This is a genomic window from Kitasatospora sp. NPDC002040 (assembly GCF_040296785.1).
Lineage (GTDB): Bacteria > Actinomycetota > Actinomycetes > Streptomycetales > Streptomycetaceae > Kitasatospora.
This window is the reverse complement of record NZ_JBEOXV010000002.1, coordinates 865,586-881,634: the sequence shown is the minus strand read 5'-3', so window position 1 is coordinate 881,634 and position 16,049 is coordinate 865,586. Positions and strand designations below refer to the sequence as shown.

At 70.9% G+C, this 16,049-nt stretch carries 16 protein-coding genes and 1 pseudogene; 9 read left to right on the top strand and 8 right to left on the bottom strand.

Translation table 11 applies throughout. The features are described 5' to 3' along the window. Positions 1 to 14 precede the first annotated feature (14 nt). The 4 genes from ABT118_RS09265 (at position 15) to ABT118_RS09250 (ending at position 3,916) form a co-directional block, all read left to right on the top strand. Positions 15 to 818 (top strand): MucR family transcriptional regulator, encoded by an 804-nt coding sequence (locus ABT118_RS09265; protein WP_350646115.1) that lies wholly within the window; start codon positions 15 to 17, stop codon positions 816 to 818. A gap of 486 nt (positions 819 to 1,304) precedes the next feature. Next, positions 1,305 to 1,934, top strand: a complete 630-nt coding sequence (locus ABT118_RS09260; RefSeq protein ID WP_350646114.1) for a sigma-70 family RNA polymerase sigma factor — start codon at positions 1,305 to 1,307, stop codon at positions 1,932 to 1,934. Positions 1,935 to 2,196: 262 nt separating this feature from the next. Further along, positions 2,197 to 2,826: a DUF6529 family protein gene (locus tag ABT118_RS09255; RefSeq protein ID WP_350646113.1), complete on the top strand. Its 630-nt coding sequence runs from the start codon at positions 2,197 to 2,199 to the stop codon at positions 2,824 to 2,826. 538 nt (positions 2,827 to 3,364) lie between these two features. Then, a complete protein-coding gene (locus tag ABT118_RS09250) occupies positions 3,365 to 3,916 on the top strand; it encodes a hypothetical protein (protein WP_350646597.1) in 552 nt (183 codons plus the stop codon). Positions 3,917 to 3,940: 24 nt separating this feature from the next. Here ABT118_RS09250 and ABT118_RS09245 read toward each other — a convergent pair. The 4 genes and pseudogenes from ABT118_RS09245 to ABT118_RS09230 form a co-directional block, all read right to left on the bottom strand. Continuing rightward, positions 3,941 to 4,060 (bottom strand): annotated as a pseudogene (locus tag ABT118_RS09245) (transposase); the annotation flags it as partial. A 282-nt stretch (positions 4,061 to 4,342) separates the two neighbouring features. Next, on the bottom strand, positions 4,343 to 4,552 hold the full coding sequence (locus tag ABT118_RS09240; protein ID WP_350646112.1) for a hypothetical protein: 210 nt from the start codon (positions 4,550 to 4,552) through the stop codon (positions 4,343 to 4,345). Between the two features lie 153 nt (positions 4,553 to 4,705). Further along, positions 4,706 to 5,215 carry a hypothetical protein gene (locus ABT118_RS09235; RefSeq protein ID WP_350646111.1) on the bottom strand — a complete coding sequence of 170 codons (510 nt, stop codon included), beginning with the start codon at positions 5,213 to 5,215 and terminating at the stop codon, positions 4,706 to 4,708. A gap of 31 nt (positions 5,216 to 5,246) precedes the next feature. Further along, positions 5,247 to 5,501: a hypothetical protein gene (locus ABT118_RS09230; protein ID WP_350646110.1), complete on the bottom strand. Its 255-nt coding sequence runs from the start codon at positions 5,499 to 5,501 to the stop codon at positions 5,247 to 5,249. A gap of 355 nt (positions 5,502 to 5,856) precedes the next feature. Between ABT118_RS09230 and ABT118_RS09225 the strand changes: the two genes are divergently transcribed. Next, complete coding sequence (locus ABT118_RS09225; protein WP_350646109.1) at positions 5,857 to 6,147, top strand: hypothetical protein; 291 nt, start codon at positions 5,857 to 5,859, stop codon at positions 6,145 to 6,147. 66 nt (positions 6,148 to 6,213) lie between these two features. Continuing rightward, positions 6,214 to 7,827 (top strand): peptide chain release factor 3, encoded by a 1,614-nt coding sequence (locus ABT118_RS09220; RefSeq protein WP_350646108.1) that lies wholly within the window; start codon positions 6,214 to 6,216, stop codon positions 7,825 to 7,827. A gap of 244 nt (positions 7,828 to 8,071) precedes the next feature. Here ABT118_RS09220 and ABT118_RS09215 read toward each other — a convergent pair whose 3' ends face one another. Further along, complete coding sequence (locus ABT118_RS09215; protein ID WP_350646107.1) at positions 8,072 to 8,695, bottom strand: TetR/AcrR family transcriptional regulator; 624 nt, start codon at positions 8,693 to 8,695, stop codon at positions 8,072 to 8,074. A 141-nt stretch (positions 8,696 to 8,836) separates the two neighbouring features. On the opposite strand from ABT118_RS09215, the gene ABT118_RS09210 reads away from it, so the two are divergent. Genes ABT118_RS09210 through ABT118_RS09200 form a run of 3 tightly spaced genes read left to right on the top strand, consistent with a single transcriptional unit; the run spans position 8,837 to position 12,001 of the window. Then, a complete protein-coding gene (locus ABT118_RS09210) occupies positions 8,837 to 10,477 on the top strand; it encodes an AMP-binding protein (RefSeq protein ID WP_350646106.1) in 1,641 nt (546 codons plus the stop codon). Positions 10,478 to 10,481: 4 nt separating this feature from the next. Continuing rightward, positions 10,482 to 11,249: an enoyl-CoA hydratase/isomerase family protein gene (locus tag ABT118_RS09205; RefSeq protein WP_350646105.1), complete on the top strand. Its 768-nt coding sequence runs from the start codon at positions 10,482 to 10,484 to the stop codon at positions 11,247 to 11,249. Further along, positions 11,246 to 12,001 (top strand): SDR family oxidoreductase, encoded by a 756-nt coding sequence (locus tag ABT118_RS09200; protein ID WP_350646104.1) that lies wholly within the window; start codon positions 11,246 to 11,248, stop codon positions 11,999 to 12,001. Before ABT118_RS09205 ends, ABT118_RS09200 begins: the two co-directional genes overlap by 4 nt. A gap of 1 nt (position 12,002) precedes the next feature. Here the strand turns inward: ABT118_RS09200 and ABT118_RS09195 are convergent, their stop codons facing one another. Genes ABT118_RS09195 through ABT118_RS09185 form a run of 3 tightly spaced genes read right to left on the bottom strand, consistent with a single transcriptional unit; the run spans position 12,003 to position 16,014 of the window. After that, entirely contained in the window at positions 12,003 to 13,304 is a 1,302-nt protein-coding gene (locus ABT118_RS09195; RefSeq protein ID WP_350646103.1) for a lipase family protein, read from the bottom strand. 22 nt (positions 13,305 to 13,326) lie between these two features. Next, a complete protein-coding gene (locus tag ABT118_RS09190) occupies positions 13,327 to 14,550 on the bottom strand; it encodes a cytochrome P450 family protein (RefSeq protein WP_350646102.1) in 1,224 nt (407 codons plus the stop codon). A 30-nt stretch (positions 14,551 to 14,580) separates the two neighbouring features. Next, complete coding sequence (locus ABT118_RS09185) at positions 14,581 to 16,014, bottom strand: flavin monoamine oxidase family protein (protein ID WP_350646101.1); 1,434 nt, start codon at positions 16,012 to 16,014, stop codon at positions 14,581 to 14,583. Between the last annotated feature and the right edge of the window lie 35 nt (positions 16,015 to 16,049).

The following is a 16,049-nucleotide window of genomic DNA, read 5'->3' as shown; positions in this document are numbered from 1 at the left end:
GAGGGAATGCGCACGTGAACAAGGCACAGCAAGGATCCAGCAGGGCGCCGGTCGGCCACCGGGGCACACCGCAGCACGGGCGTCTCGCGCGGGACGAGGACGAGGACCTGGTGCTGTGCCACGTCTGCGGCAGGCCGTTCCGGTCCCTGGGCTCTCACCTGCGGGCCCATTCCATGACCGCGGCCGAATACCGAGAAGAGTTCGGCCTGCTGCGTACCCGGGCACTCAGTGCCCGCTCCCTGAGCCGGAGCAGGTCAGCGGCACAGCGCAGCGCCTTCGCGTCATCCACACGAATGAGGGCCGATCTCACCGCGGGTCAGACCATGGCCCGCCAGGGGCTGCTGGCCGAGGAAGCCCGGCAGTCACTCCGGCTCCGCGGCGCTTCCGAGGAACTGGTGCGTGAGCGACGGGCACGCCTGGACGACGGGCGCCGCACCCAGGCTCTGGCCGCCGCCGCCCGACTGGACGCACGCATGCGGGAGCTGGGGTTCCGCGAGATCGGGCAGGCCGCTCAGAGGCTTTACCAGGAAGCCGAGTTGAGCTTGGAGGAGACCGCCCGAACGCTGGGTGTGGGGACCGAGCGGATGCGCCGCCTGTTGAACACTCTCGGCGTCCCCATCCGTGCTACCGGGGAGAACTCGGCAACCGGCCGCCGAGCCAGGGTAGACCTCAACGACCGCGCGGCGGCGGAACACGTCGGCACCCACGACATCACGGCATGGCTGAAGGCCCGTCAAGCTGCCGGTGCCACCCTGTCCGAACTGGCAACGCAGACGAACCGCAGCATCCCCTGGGTGGCGACCCGGCTACGCCGATGAAGTGCCCCGACAAGTCCGGGACCACCCGCAGGACAGCCCACCGGCACACAGGAGACCGGCCCGAGCGCCAAGCCATCGGGCCCGACCACGCCGAGCAGGAGACGGCGGCCGCCAACAGGGTGCTCGGCAACGGGGAGTGGGCGTGCGAACCTCGCCACGTTCCCGAGCGGGCGTGTCGTAGCTGCATCGGGGCCCTGCAGTGATCGCCGGCTGGCAGGGTGTTGGCATGCCTCAGCGTCGAAGCCGCCGCCGGTCCCGCCTGCGCACCCTCGCCCTCATCCCGGGGCCGGAAGCCAGGGAAACGACCCGTATCGCCGCTCCGCCGTCGCACAGCCGGCCCGAGCCGAGACCGCTGCAGGCATCCGGGCCGGGAGGCGGCACCCCGGAGCCGCGGCCGCAGGAGGATGCCGACTGCTGCACGGCGGCTCGCACGCGAGGGGTGTGGGAAAGCGGCGACCTCTACGTCCTGACCGTCCACCAGGCCGGGTGTCCGCTCTGGTCAGCCCGCTGACCTCCCCCCGCCCCCGGCCGGATCCAGCCCGCGGCGTCATCGGGAGCGAGGACCTCGAACGCTACCTGCTGGCCACCGCTGACGGCGACCAGGAGGCGTTCGCCACCCTGTACACCGAACTCCTGCCCCTCGTACGAGCCGTGGTCACCGGCGTGCTGCGCGACCAGGCCCAGGCGGAGGAGGTCGCCCAGGAGGTGATGCTCGAACTGTGGCACCACGCCGGCCGCTACCGCTCCACCCTCGGCGGCGTGCGCACCTGGACCGCCACCATCGCCCGCCGTCGCGCCGTGGACCGGCTGCGCCATCACTGCGCACAGACCAAGCGTGACCAGCAGTGGGCCACCCACGAACACACCCGGCCACAGCGGCACGACAACGTCAGCGACCACGTGGAACGCCAACTCGCACACGAGGCCGTCCGCAGAGCCCTCGGCTCTCTGACGGACCTTCAGGGCGAAGCGATCCACCTCGCCTTCTACGAAGACCACCCCTACGCCCAGGTTGCCGAGCGTCTCGGCGTCCCGCACGGGACCGCCAAAGCCCGCATCCGCGACGCCCTGGCCCGGCTCCGCCAGGAACTCACCCCGCAGTACCGGCAGCAGTGAGCCGGATGCCGCCAGTGGTGACCGACGAGGCAGACATGGCTCCGTCCCCGCTACTGCGCACAGCCGTTGCCGGCAACGGCACCGCCCCACCCCGCAGCAACCGTCGGCCGCTGCGCGCACTCCACCCACAAGAGTGAAACCTGCACGCCGGTGCAGTGAGTCGGCAAAGCCCGCACCTCACAAGCGCCAATCGTGGCCACGTCAGGCGCCGTCGACCCAGCACTTTCAATCCTGCCAGCCCTGCACCCGAACCCCGACCGCGGTGGCGGCCGAACACTGCGGCGACCACAGAGGAGGCAGTACCATCCCAGCCCACGCAGCACACCACCCGGACGGCCCCCGCGCCAACCGGCGCAGCCCCCTCCTCCTCATCACAGCCATACTCCTTCCCCTGGCGGTCACCCTCAGCCTCTACCTGTACGGCCGTGACCATGAACCCGACTACAGTCGGGGGCTCTTCGGCCACATCGGCGCGGACGCGAACGACCTCAAGGCGCGGTTGGGCACGGCCCTGCTCGCCCTCGCGCTGGTCCAGGTGTTGCTCGCGCTGGCGATGTACCGCAAAAGGCCCGGTGGCTCCCGGGCACCGGCGGCGGTAGCGCTCGTCCACCGCCTCGTCGGACTGGTGGCGTTCCTGCTCTCCCTGCCGATCGCCTACCAGTGCATCAACGCCTACGGCGTCCAGCTGACCACCACCCGAACCACCCTCCACTCCCTGGCCGGCTGTCTCTTCTACGGAGCCTTCACCGCCAAGGTCCTGATCGTTCGCAGCCGGCATGCCCCCGGATGGGCACTTCCCCTCGCCGGCAGCACCCTGGTGACCTTCATCGCCGTGCTCTGGTACACCGCAGCCTTCTGGTGGTTCAACGGGCAGACCGCCCCTGGTCTCTGACCTGCGGGGGCTATGACCGGCCTGCGGTCCTGCGCACCACCGGCTGGTGGCGCGGTGGCGCAGGCGGTTGACGATGCAGGCGAGGCCGTCGCCAGTCACCGGCACCTCGACCGCGCCGTCATGACGACGCTCCTCGGCCCCGATACGCCAAGACCGAGGCCCGGGCACCGACCGAGGTCGTGCCTGGGAGCGGCCGTCCGCCAACAGCGGACTGTCCGGCAATGGCTGTACATGTCGATGTGATCCCGGCTTGGCAGTAACCCGTGCGCGCACGGCAGCTGTTGCTCGCACGACGCTGTACACCGCGCACCGCCGGGACCTGGCTGCTCTGATCCGCGAGCCCGGTGACCTCGGCCGGAGGCCCTGTCCTTCCGCTTCCGCTGACTCCCCGTTCCGCAGGGCACTGACCGCGGTCGCGTGCGGGTGAAACCGGAACCCGGCGGCAAGCCGGCGGACGGGCCGCCCCGAAGTAGTTCGCGAGCCCCGACCTGCGGGGTCCGCCGCAGGGAGCGGTGGAGCACCGGTCAAGGAGTCCCAGATGACATCACCCCCCACCTTCTGCAGCAGCACCCACCCGGAGCAGTGCGCCCTCTCCCTGCGCAGGTCGGTCATCGAAGCGGCCCGCTGGACGGCGACCTCCACCGTCCTTGCCGTCGGCGAACAGGCCGCTCATCTGGCGCACACACTCGCCGACCGGCACACGCCGGTCATCTCACTCGACGCCGGCCGCCACCGACCCCCGTACGGAAGGCCGTTCACCACGACCCTCACCGCAGACCCACTGCTACTGCCAACCCTCGGCCTTCCCGAGCTCTCGCTCGCGCTGGTCAGCGGCTACCCGCCGAGCCGGACAGAGCAACTGCTCCTGGATCTGGACGTCCTGATGCGCCGAGAGTCGGCCGTCGTCTTCCTGCCGAGCCAGGCAGTGCCCAACCTCCTGCAGTACGCCACACCGGCCACGCGCTCCGCATTCCACTGCCTGCGCGCCGTACTGCTCACCCACACCTCCCGCATCGAGGCCGACGGGATGCAGCCGCCACACACTTCCCCGCGCCACAGCAACGTCGCCCTCACAGCCCTGCGCCCCTGACCCGGGGCCCGCAGACGGGTGCTTCGCGCCGTCGCGGTCCTGGATGTTCGCCGCGACCACATGCACCGCCAGGAGCAGGCCGAGGGTGTCGGTGACGATGAACCGCTTGCGGCCCTTGACCTTCTTGCCCGCGTCGAAGCCCCTGGTGGTGGCGGGCACGGGGCAGGGACGTCGCTCACCGTCACCGCTGCGGTTTCCTCTCCTGGCCGGCTTCTGGACCCGACGATGCCGGCACCGAGGGCTGGGAGTGGGCCGGCCGTGGGTGCGTCGTGCCTGGGTGGGCGGGAACCGCCAGCCGGCTCGCAACCGCTGCGGCCGACCGCGGGCGATGCCTGTCTCTGGTGGTGGTCCGGGCGTGAGGGTTGCGGGTGCTCTGCGGCGGGCCCTGCGTGGGAGCAGTGCGGGCGGGGCGGCGGCTACCGTCTGTCAGTCGACCTGGGTCCAGCCTCGTGGGGACATTGAGAGGTTGGCGATTCCCCGGTACGCCTTGCGCTTCCACAGGGTGCAGCCCTCGCCGTACTCGGGCCGTGCGGACCGTGCCTCCTCCTCATTGTCGAAGATGTACTCACGCCCTTTTGCGGTCCGGATCTTCCACTCGTCCATGGGCATGCCCGCGAGACCTGGTCCGATCGACATGGCTTCTCCCGATCTGGTGGTTCCGATGTTCGAGTCCGCCGGTCTGCGGCACACGTCGCGTGCCGCGGAGTGGCCCGTCCCGGTTGGGGCGGGGGTGCCGGCCCGGCCGGTCGCGAGAGTTCACGGCTCGGCTCTTCCTGTGCCAGGCCTGCCTCAGAAGGGCGGCGAGATGGCCCCGGCGCCGATGGCGGACTTCACGGGGCCCGGAGAGCCGATCCCGAACGCTGCCGCCAGGGCGTAGGCCAGCGCGGCCTCGGCCCCGGTGACTCCCGAGCCGGCCGGCCAGTGCGCCCTGGTGCCGGCGCCTGCCGGTACATGGAGGTCACCGATCGGTTGCCCGTCGCGCGCCAGGACGCTGCGGGTGCCTGTCGTGGGGTAGAAGCGGTAGTCGTGGCTTCGGTAGCGGACGTCGACGCGACGTGAGCGCCTGCTGACGAAGGCGAGGGCCGGCCGGACGGGGACAGGCTCGCCGTCGACGAGCAGTTCGAGGTCGGCGGCGGCGCGGCTGCCGATCGGTGTGCGGCGGTCGGAGGCGATGCCGGGGCGGCGCCGGATGCTCACCTGCGGTAGCGCTCGGCCGCGGACCGTCACCTGGGCGGTGCCGGGATCGACCGTCACCTCCACCGCGCCGAATGCGGGATCGTCCACGTGCGTGCTGGGCATGTTGCCTTCCTCGGGTCTCGTGGTCCGCGCTCTAGCGCGTCTCGTACCAGTAGTCGGCGGTGCTGGAGCTGAGCGGGCACCGGGCGACCGACGTTTTGCCGACGCCCGCCCACGGTCCCCACACCGAGAAGGTGACCTCGTGGGGGTTGCCGCGGCCGCGTTCCACGGTGCACCTGATGACGTCGCGGTGCTCGTTGACGTTCAGCGATCCTGGGCTGACGCAGTACGAGGTGGCCTCGCCCCGGCCGAGGTTGAGCTGCGCGCTGACGCTGCAGATAGCGGGCACGCTCGCCCGGGCGTGCCTGACCCCAAGCCAAGTGCGCTATCAGGCAACTGCATCGGGGTGGAACTCCTACGATGAGTTGCGGCGGGACGGTGGAGTGGATGCCGTCAGGGCGGACGAGGGCGGCGAGGAGCGGGTTGCCGTGGCCGGTGACAGCAGAACCGTCAGCGTCCTGGCCGATATGGCCCGGTGACCACCAAGCGACCACCAGCTGACGCAGTGACAGAAAGAGCCGGTACCTGCTTTCCCAAGTACCGGCTCTCACCATCGACTTCACAGTCGGGACGACAGGATTTGAACCTGCGACCCCTTGACCCCCAGGAAGGCGAACCTGTCGCCGAACACCTACGCCGGGTAAGTGGCGCGGGTCGAGTGCGACCTGATCCCGGCGTTCGGCTACGTCCGCCTGCTGGACCTGCGCCCCCATCACGTCGCCCAACTGGAGGCCGTGACGTTCCTGCGGCACAACGCCGACGAGTACGCCGACCAGGTCAGCGACCTGCTCGAGGTCGTCCTCGGTACTGGCAGGCCTTCGGCCGGCCCAAGAGCGAGGCCGGCCGAGCCTGGATCAGTTTCTGCCCCAGCGGACGGGAATTCGGGGCCACGCCACCCGACCGCCTATTATCGCTTCCTGGGCCTGTGGACCTGATCCCCGGCTCGCCAGGTACGGAGAGGCGTCACCCGGCCTGCTTCCGATGCGTACCCGAGGAATCACGTGAGCACCGTACAGTCAGTCCCCGTCCTGCAGGTCCTCAATGAGGCCGGCCGCCGACGGACCTTCGCTGTGATCAGCCACCCGGACGCGGGCAAGTCCACGCTCACCGAGGCGCTGGCGCTGCACGCGCGGGCGATCACCTCTGCCGGTGCGGTGCACGCCAAGGGTGACCGGCGCGGCGTGACCAGCGACTGGATGGAACTGGAGCGCGAGCGCGGTATCTCGGTGACCTCGGCCGCGCTGCAGTTCGGCTATCGCGGCCACGTGATGAACCTGGTCGACACCCCCGGCCACGCCGACTTCTCCGAGGACACCTACCGGGTGCTGGCCGCCGTCGACTGCGCGATCATGCTGGTCGACGCGGCCAAGGGGCTGGAGGAGCAGACCCGCAAGCTCTTCGCGGTCTGCCGCCATCGCGGCGTCCCCGTGATCACCTTCATCAACAAGTGGGACCGGCGCGGCCAGGAAGCACTCACCCTGCTCGAGGACATCGAGACGCACCTCGGGATCACCCCCGTCCCGGTCGTCTGGCCGGTGGGCAGCGCGGGCAACCTGCGCGGCCTGGTCGAAGCGGGCAACACCGAGCAGATGCTGCGCTACACCAAGGTGCCGGCCGGTACGCACGCCGCCCTCGAGGAGCAGCTCACCTCCGAGGAAGCCGCCGAGCAGGAGGGCGAAGCCTGGACGACCGCCCTGGAGGAGCTGGAGCTGGTGCTCTCGTCCGGCCCCGGCTACGACCAGGAGGCCTTCGAGGCCGGCAAGATCAGCCCGGTCTTCTTCGGTGCCGCGCTGACCAACATCGGTGTGAAGCTCCTGCTGGACGCCGTGGTCGACCTCGCTCCGGCTCCCGGGCCCCGTCCGCTGGCCAAGGGCGGTAGCCGCGAGGTCAGCGAGGAGTTCTCCGGCCTGGTGTTCAAGATCCAGGCGAACATGGACCCGGCCCATCGCGACCGGATCGCCTTCGTCCGGGTCTGCTCCGGCGTCTTCGAGCGCGGCATGCACGTCACCCGGGCGGCCAGCGGCCGCTCGTTCGCCACCAAGTACGCGCACACCGTCTTCGGAGCCGAGCGCACGGTGGTCGACACCGCGTACCCCGGCGATGTGGTCGGCCTGATCAACGCGAGCGCGCTGCGGGTCGGCGACACCCTCTTCACCGGCAAGAAAGCCGAGTACCCCCCGCTGCCCGCCTTCGCCCCCGAGTACTTCGCGGTGGCACGGCCCAAGGACATCAGCCGGTCCAAGCAGTTCCGCAAGGGCATCTCCCAACTCGACGAGGAAGGCGTGATCCAGGTACTGGTCTCCGACCGGCGCGGCGACCAGGCGCCGGTCATGGCGGCGGTCGGCCCGATGCAGTTCGATGTGATCCTGCACCGGATGGAGCACGAGTTCTCTTCCCCCATCGCGCTCGACCAGCTCTCCTACCGCCTGGCCCGGATCACTGACGCCAACGGCGCTGCCGTCCTGGGCAAGTCCCGCCTGATCAACGGCGAGGTGCTCACCCGCCGCTCGGATGACGTGCTGCTGGCCCTGTTCTCCGACAAGTGGCAGCTGAACGCCTTCCAGCGCGCCCAGCCCGACGTCCTGCTCCAGCCGCTGATCGCCACGGCGGACTGACCGCCGACCGCCCGGCCCGTCGATCGGCGAGCCGGTCCGCGCGCCGCGCTGCTCGAGGCCGTCGCACGTCAGCACCACGCTCACCTGCTCACCGCCGCCGTCGAGTGCGGCGGTGAGCTGGAGCTCCCGGCTGCGCCGGGGTAAGCCGCTGATCCCGCCGGACCGGGTACGGCCGCAGGGTGGCGGGACGGCGAACACGCCCGGTCCTACACGTAGGCGGTGTGGTTGCCGCTGATTGCCAGGGTCAGGCCGGGCGGAGGCCGTTGAGCAGGAGGTCGCCGAGTTCGGAGACGGCTTCTGCTGCGGTGAGGCCGGTGGTCTCCAGCAGGGTGCCGGACCGGATCGCGTCGATGGTGACGGTCACGACGTGGGCGGCGAAGTGGCCGTTGACTTCTCGGAAGACGTCGGCGCGCATGCCGGCTTCGATCAGGTCGTGGACGCGCTGTGCGGCTGCGGCGGAGTTCTGCTGGTAGACGCGTGCGGTGGGCTCGTAGCCGACCATGTCGTCGTAGAAGGCGGGGGAGTGCCGGCGCATGGCGGTGGCGATTCCCGCGAGGTAGGTGCGGATCCGTTGCCGGGGGTCGGCTTCGTCCGCGACTGCCTGTTCGATGTCGGCCGTGGCTTTTCTGAAGAAGCTGCGGGTCACGGCCAGGACCAGTTGTTCCTTGGTGGCGGCCAGGCTGTAGAGGGTGGCTTTCGAGCACCCCAGCTGTCGGGCGAGGCCGTCCATGGTCACCGCGGTGAAGCCCTCGGCCAGGATGATCGCCTCGGCCTCGGTGAGCAGTTCCTCCCGTCGCGTGGTGTCGACGGTTCGGCGGCGTGCCGTCCGGCGGGGGCGGTGGTCGCGGGTCTCGGGTAGGGCTGCCACGCGATCAGTCTGTCACGGCCCGCTGTGCCACTGGCAGCTGTCACGGCCGCGCGCGGCGGCGTTCGGCCGGCCCTTGTGTCACCATGGTATGGGTACTTTTATGCCGATTAAAGTACCCGAAAACGTACCCTAGGGGTTGTCATGGTTGACCTGCAGAGGCGGACGTCGGAGCTGATCGGTGACTTCTTCTCTCCGGATGCGGACCCGGCCTGGTTGCTCTGCGACCGCCACCCGTCCGACGCACCGGCCTTCACCCTGATCGCGGAGGATCTGACGGTCCGTGGTGTCACCTTCGGAGAGCTGCGAGCGCGGTCCCTGGAATGCGCAGCGGCCCTGGCAGGGCTCGGGGTGGGCGCCGGAGACCGGGTCGCCACGCTCATGGGAAAGAGCATCGATCTGGTGTCCGTGATGCTGGGCATCTGGCGGCTGGGTGCGGTGTACGTGCCGCTGTTCACCGCCTTCGGCCCGCAGGCCATCGGCGCTCGCCTGGCCGGGAGCCAGGCGCGGGTCGTCGTCACGGACGCACAGCAGCGGACGAAGCTCCGGACCGGACCGGACCTGCCCGCCGAGCGCTCCTGGGCGACCGTGGTCGCTGCGGACGCGGCGGGCCCCGGCGAGTACCTGCTGGCCGAGCTGAGACGAGCCGCAGACCCGGCGGACCTGCCGGAACGGCCCCGGGGCGGCGACCGTCCGCTGGTCCACATGTTCACCTCCGGCACCACCGGCGCGCCCAAGGGGGTGGTCCATCCCGTCGCCTACATTGCCGCCTGCCAGAGCTACCTCGAACACGGCCTGGGGCTCACCGGTGACGACGTCTACTGGTGCGCGGCCGACCCCGGCTGGGGTTACGGCCTGTACAGCGCGGTCGTCGCACCGCTGGCGGCCGGGCACTGCAGCGTGCTGGTGAGCGGCCGCTTCGACGCGGCGACGACCTGGTCCGTCCTGAGCAGCCAGGCGGTGACGAACTTCGCCGCCGCTCCGACGGTCTACCGCGCCCTGCGCGCCTCGGGGAGCGTGCCCGAGGGAGTACGCCTGCGCCGTGCCTCCAGCGCCGGGGAGCCCCTGACGCCGGACGTGTCCGACTGGGCAGAGCGCGAGCTCGGCGTCCGCGTGCACGACCACTTCGGCCAGACCGAGGTGGGCATGGTGCTCGCCGACTGCTGGCATCCCGCGCTGGCGCGACCGGCCAAGCCGCGGTCCATGGGCCGTTGCCTGCCCGGCTGGCGGCTGCAGGTGCTGGACGGCGTGACCGGCGATCCGGTCGAGGCCGGAGTCGTGGGGCGGATCGCGGTCGACGTGCGCAACAGCCCGCTGATGACCTTTCACGACTACCAGGGCGCGGAGCACCGGACGGAGAAGTTCACCGCGGACGGTGCGTCCTACCTCACCGGCGATCTGGGGCACATGGACACCGACGGCGACTTCTTCTTCGTCTCACGCGACGACGACGTGATCCTGATGGCCGGGTACCGCATCGGCCCCTTCGACATCGAGTCGGTCCTGCTGCAACACCCCGGCGTCGCCGAGTGCGCCGTCATCGGCGCGCCGGACGAAGCCCGCGGCGAAGCCCTGGAGGCCTACGTCGTGCCCAGCACTGACACCGTGGGCACACCCGAACTGGCCGCCGAACTCCAGCAGTTGGTCAAGCAGCGCTACGCGGCGCATGCCTATCCCCGGGCCGTCCACTTCCTCGACAGCCTGCCCAGGACCCCTGCCGGCAAGATCCAGCGCTACCTCCTGCGACGCCGGCGTGTCTCGCACCATCCCGGGACGGGGGAGTGACGACGTGAACGACCTCCTCGTGGAGCAGCGCGGCGCAGTCCGCTGGCTCCGTCTGAACAGGCCGCACCGGCGCAACGCCCTCGACCGGACACTGATCGAGAGTCTCGACCGGGCCTTCGGCCAGGCCGAGGGCGATGCCGGCACCGCCGTTGTCGTGATCGCCGGGCAGGGGCAGAGCTTCTGTGCCGGGGCCGATCTGCGCCATCTGCTGGACGTCGCCGAGCAGGGACGCGACCCCGTGCGGTCCCTCTTCCGGGCATCGGCGCTCTTCTCGCGGATCGAGACCTCCCACCTGCCCGTCGTCGCCGCGATCCACGGACACGCGGTCGCCGGCGGGCTGGAACTGGCGCTCGCCTGCGACGTGGTCATCGCGGCGGACGACGCACTGATCGGCGACGGCCACGTACGCAACCAGCTGCTCCCGGCCGGCGGCGCGAGCGTCCGGCTGCCCCGGCGACTGGGCGCCAACCCGGCGCGCTATCTGATGCTGACCGGAAGGCTCCTCCCCGCCCGGGACCGTCTCTTCAGCGGCTGGCTCCACTCGACCGTTCCCGCCGCAGACCTGTACGGCGCCGTCCAGGACGTTGCCGAGGAACTGGCCGCCGCTGCGGGCCCGGCGCAGGCCCGCGTCAAGCAGCTGCTCTGCACCACCGAGTCCCTTCCTGCCGCAGCGGGGACGGGCGCCGAACTGGCCGAGTTCTCCGCGCACTGGGACGCCACCCCCGTGGCCGACGCCCTGCGCGCATTCCTGACCGACCGCAGGGAGGTGTGACGAAGGTGCACCGGTACCAGGACCAGATCGTCGCGATCACCGGGGCCGCTCAAGGGCTCGGGCTGGCCCTTGCGGAGCGCTTCGCCGCCGAGGGCGCCACCGTGGCTCTCGCCGACCGCGACGGACCCGCCGTCGCCGCGGCCGCGGCCGGACTCCCCGCTCCGGCGCGCGCCGACCAGGTGGACGTGACCGCCTCCGGCGAGGTCTCCGACTGGATCGCGGCCCTCGACGCGGCCCACGGCCGGATCGACGTGCTCGTCAACACCGCGGGCATCATCCGTGACAACCGGGCCGAGAACATCAGCGACGGGGACTGGGAGGCGGTCCTGGGGGTGAACGTGACAGGTGCCTTCTACGGGATACGGGCCGTGCTCCCCGTCATGCGACGGCGCAGCTACGGACGCATCCTGTCGTTCTCGTCGGCGGCCTGGCGCGGCAACTTCGGCCAGGCCAACTACGTCGCGGCCAAGGCCGGCGTGGTCGGGCTCACCCGGGCTCTGGCGCTGGAGACGGCACGGCAGGGCATCACCGTCAACGCGATCGCGCCCGGCCTGATCGAGACACCCATGCTGGCCTCGATGGACGACCGGGCCCGGGACACGCTCACGGCCAGGATCCCCATACGTCACACCGGGACTCCCGCCGACATCGCCGAAGCGGCCGCGTTCCTCTGTTCGCCGGGCGCCCGCTACGTCACCGGCGTGGTGCTCGACGTCGACGGAGGGATCGGCATCGGCTCCTCCCTCCGCTGACCTACCGGCAGGTGCCGCGGCCCGTGGGCCGGCCCGCGAATCGTGCGGTCAGCCACGCCACGGCGGGTGGCGCGCCCGCCACGTAGGCCGCGAAGTGATCGGCCAGGGGCAGGGTCAGGAAGTCGACCGGGACGCCCATGCGGCAGTAGTCCCGTCCCAGTGCCTGCATGTCGGCGTAGGGCAGCACCTGATCCGCGGTGCCGTGGTACATGAAGAGCGGCAGGTCGGGCTTCCGGTGCCCGAACTCGACCTTGCTGAGTGCGGCCTTCCAACGGGGGTCGTCCAGCGGGCTGGAGGTGAACGCGTCCGTGAACCTCAGGTACGGGAATCCGAAGACTAGACCGAGCAGTTCGGAGCGGTCGATCCGGCGGTACAGCTCCCGCCCGTTCGCCGTCATCAGCTCGGCGTACGGCAGTTCGGGGTAGGCATTGTGGAAGCCCTGGATGACAGCGAGTGAGACGCCGAAGGTCTCGGTCCCCTCCTCGTAGCGCATCGTGGTGGCCGGGTTCTTGATCCCACCGCCCAGGGCGGCGCCCACGACCTTCAGGTCCGGTGCGTAGGCGGAGTGCAGCTCCGCCGCCGCCGTGGCGGCGACCCCGCCTTCGGAGTACCCCCAGAGGGCCACCGGAGTGGTGGACCTCAGCCCGGTACCCGGCAACCGCTGCGCCGCCCGGGCCGAGTCCAGCGTCTGGCGGCCGAGGGCAGGTGCTACACCGTAGACGTGCGTGCCGTCCCGGCCGGCGCCCTGATAGTCCGTCATGGTGAAGGCCCAGCCCAGACCGAGCGCCGGGGGCAGCACGCTTGCCTCCTCGTACTCCAGCCCCAGGCGGAGCCGGTACCCCAGCATGCTGTCCGCACCCTGGCCCTGCGTGCCGGGCGGGTAGGCGACCAGCGGCCGGTCTCCCGGGTACGGCAGCACCGGCACGAACACCGTGCCCGACACGGCGATCCGTTCGCCGGTCGCCGATTCCGTCAGGTACAGCATCTGCCAGGCCGTCAGCGGGAAGGGCAGCGGCCCGAGATTCACCGTGGACTTCCGGTAGCGGATCACATCTCCCGGATCGCCCTGGGGCAGTGGCTCGGGCGGTTGGTAGAAGCTGTCCTGCGCTGGTGGGACCGGCAGTTGTCCGACCACCGAAGGAAATTCCTCCGGGGTGCGGGACGGGGCCGCCGCGACCTTGTCCGGCGAGGGACCGGCCGGCCGCACGGAGGCGGCCGACGGTACGGCCGGCACCAGGAAGCAGACCACCACCGCCAGGGCCACGGCGGACCGGTGGCGCCAATGCACTGTCTTGACTGTCATGGCAAACACTGCGCTCTCTGATTCATCGGGTGAGACGGACGGGCAGGGTCCGGTAGTCGTTGTCGATGAACGATGCCTTCGGCTCCAGATCCGTGACCGCGGTGGCGAGGGAGATGCCGGGGAAGCGCTCGAACAGGGCCGGGAGGGCGATGACGGCTTCGAGCCGGGTGAGCGGGGCGCCGATGCAGTAGTGGACGCCGTGGCCGAAGGCGAGGTGGGCCTTGTCCTCGCGGTCGATCACGAAGGACCCGGGGGCGTCGTGGACACCGGGGTCACGGCCGTGTGCGGCGAAGCCGATCACGATGAGCTCGCCCTTCGCGATGACCACGCCCGCACCGAGGTCGATGTCGGCGGTGGCGTAGCGCAGCGGCAGGTGCATGATCGGCGCGTGCAGGCGCAGGGTCTCCTCGACCACGTCGTCCCAGCGCTTCGGCTGCTCGACCGCGACGGCCAACTGCTCGGGATGGGTGAGGAGTTCACACACCGCGTGGTCGATGACGGCGGCGGTGGTCTGCGACCCCGCGCCGACCATGCTGATCAGTGTGGAGATGAGCTCCTCCTCGCTGAGGTGGTCCCCGTCCTCCTCGTGCGTGGCGAGCAGCACGCTGGTCATGTCGTCGCCGGGTATCCGGCGCTTGTGGTCGATGAGGGTGTGCATCGCGGCGGACAGGCCGTCGCGGGTCGCCGCCGCCTCCTCGGGTGTCGCACCGGTCTCCAGCGAGGCCTCCAACGCCTGCAGCATCGCCGGGCGTTGGCGCTCCGGTACGCCGAACAGGTCGCAGATCACCCGGGTCGGCAGCAGCAGGGCGAAGGCCGCGCGCAGGTCGGTTGCGGTGCCGGGGGCGGCCGTGCCTTCGAGGGCGTCGAGGAGTTCGGCGACGGTTGCCTCGACGGCCGGGCGGAGGTCGTCGATGCGGCGCGGGGTGAAGGCCTTGCCGACCAGTTGGCGCAGCCGCTGGTGGTCCGCCCCGTCGGTGGTGAGCATGGAGACGATGTCGACCCAGGGGTTCAACCAGGCGACGGCGCCCGGCCGGTAGCCGGGCCAGGACTTGCGGGCGTCCTTGGAGACCTCGGGGTGGGTGAGCAGGAACTTCGCCACCTCGCCCCGGGTGACGGACCAGGCGGTGACGCCTTCGGGCATCCGGATGCGTGCGGCGGGTCCGGTGGCGCGCAGCCGGTCGGTCTGCGCGTGGGCCTCCCGCCCTCCGCCACTGGTGAGTTCGACGGTGCCGGTGGAGCTGGTCATGCTGTGCCTCCTGTCGATGGGCGACGGGTGCTACGAACCGAGTTCGACCACGGTGCGGACGGCGGACTCCAGCGCGAGGGTCATCGCCCCTCCGTTGGGTTCGAAGGCGGCGTGTTCACCGGCGAAGTGGACCCGCCCCTCGGGCCTGCGGACGGCGGGCATGAGCGCGGTGTGGCCGGTCTCCGGCAGGATGTAGGCGCCCTCGGCGTAGGGCTGCCTGTCCCAGGCGACGGAGGTGCCGGTCTCGAAGTGGTCCCGGGCCCCGGGCAGCGGCAGTTCCAGTTGGTCCAGGGCGAACCGCAACCGCTCCTCCTCGCCCATCGCGGCGACCGCCTTCGCCCGCCAGCCGGTGATCAGGCACTCCACGATCCTGCGCGGCCCCTCCGCGTGAGGCGTCGCGTCGCGGACCCAGCGCACGGGGAGGTCGGTGGCGTAGCTCGCGTTGGGTGCCGCCCAGAACTTCCGCCGCATCTGGAGGTAGATCCGGACGATCGAGGAGTACCTGAGCCGGCGCATCGCGTCGTGCTTGGCGGCGCTGAACCGCGCGCCGGAGAAGTCGATGTGCCGGATCACGCTGAACGGCACGGTCAGTACGACGCGGTCCGCCTCCAGGGCCTGCAGCCGCCCCTGGTCGACGAAGGTGACCCGGGCCGCGGCATCGTCCTGTTCCACCCGCACCACCGGATTCCGGTAGCGGATGCGGTCCTTGAGCCGCTCGGCGAAGGCCTGCGGGAAGCGGTCCGTGCCGCCCTTGATCTTCGACCACCCGGCATCCGCCCGGACCAGCGAGTGCGGGCCGGCCTCGTGGCGCAGCCAGGCCAGTGCCGATGCCGCGGTGAGATCTCCGCCGCGCATCTCGAGGAAGTAGGGCTCCATGAGCTCGATCGCCGCCTCCGACGCGCCCCGCTCGCGCAGGACCTGGTGCACCGAGCGGAGGTCGTACGGGGCCGTGCGTCCGGTGACGCGCCACTCGGGGGCGGAGATCTCCGGTTCGAGTTCGCGGCACAGGGCCTGTACGTACCGGTCGATCATCCCGGCGGTGCCCAGCTGTCGTTCGTCGTCCGTCAACGGCAGACCGAGGCGGCCCAGCGATGCGGGGTCGGGGGTGGCGAACCGCCCGCGCGCGAAGTACGAGAAGTCGGTGTCGACCAGGTCCGAGGTCTCCAGCCCGACGCCCAACTCCCGTATGTAGTGCATCGCGTAGTGGCAGTGGGGGGTCACGGTCATCGCGCCGGCCTCGGCGTGCAGGCCGTCGGCGAACGGAGCGCGAAGGGTGTAGGCCCGGCCGCCCGGGCGGTCGCTCGCTTCGAGGACGACGACGTGGCTGCCGCGCCGGGTGAGTTCAAGGGCGACGGCGAGGCCGGAGAGGCCGGCACCGACGACGATCACCTTCCGGGGGAACCTCAGCCCCTCCAGTCCTCCGTCCAGGGCGTGCCGTACCTCGGTCTGGGTGGGTTCTGCCATGGGAACCGTCACTCCTCAGCGGTGTGGTGCGCGCA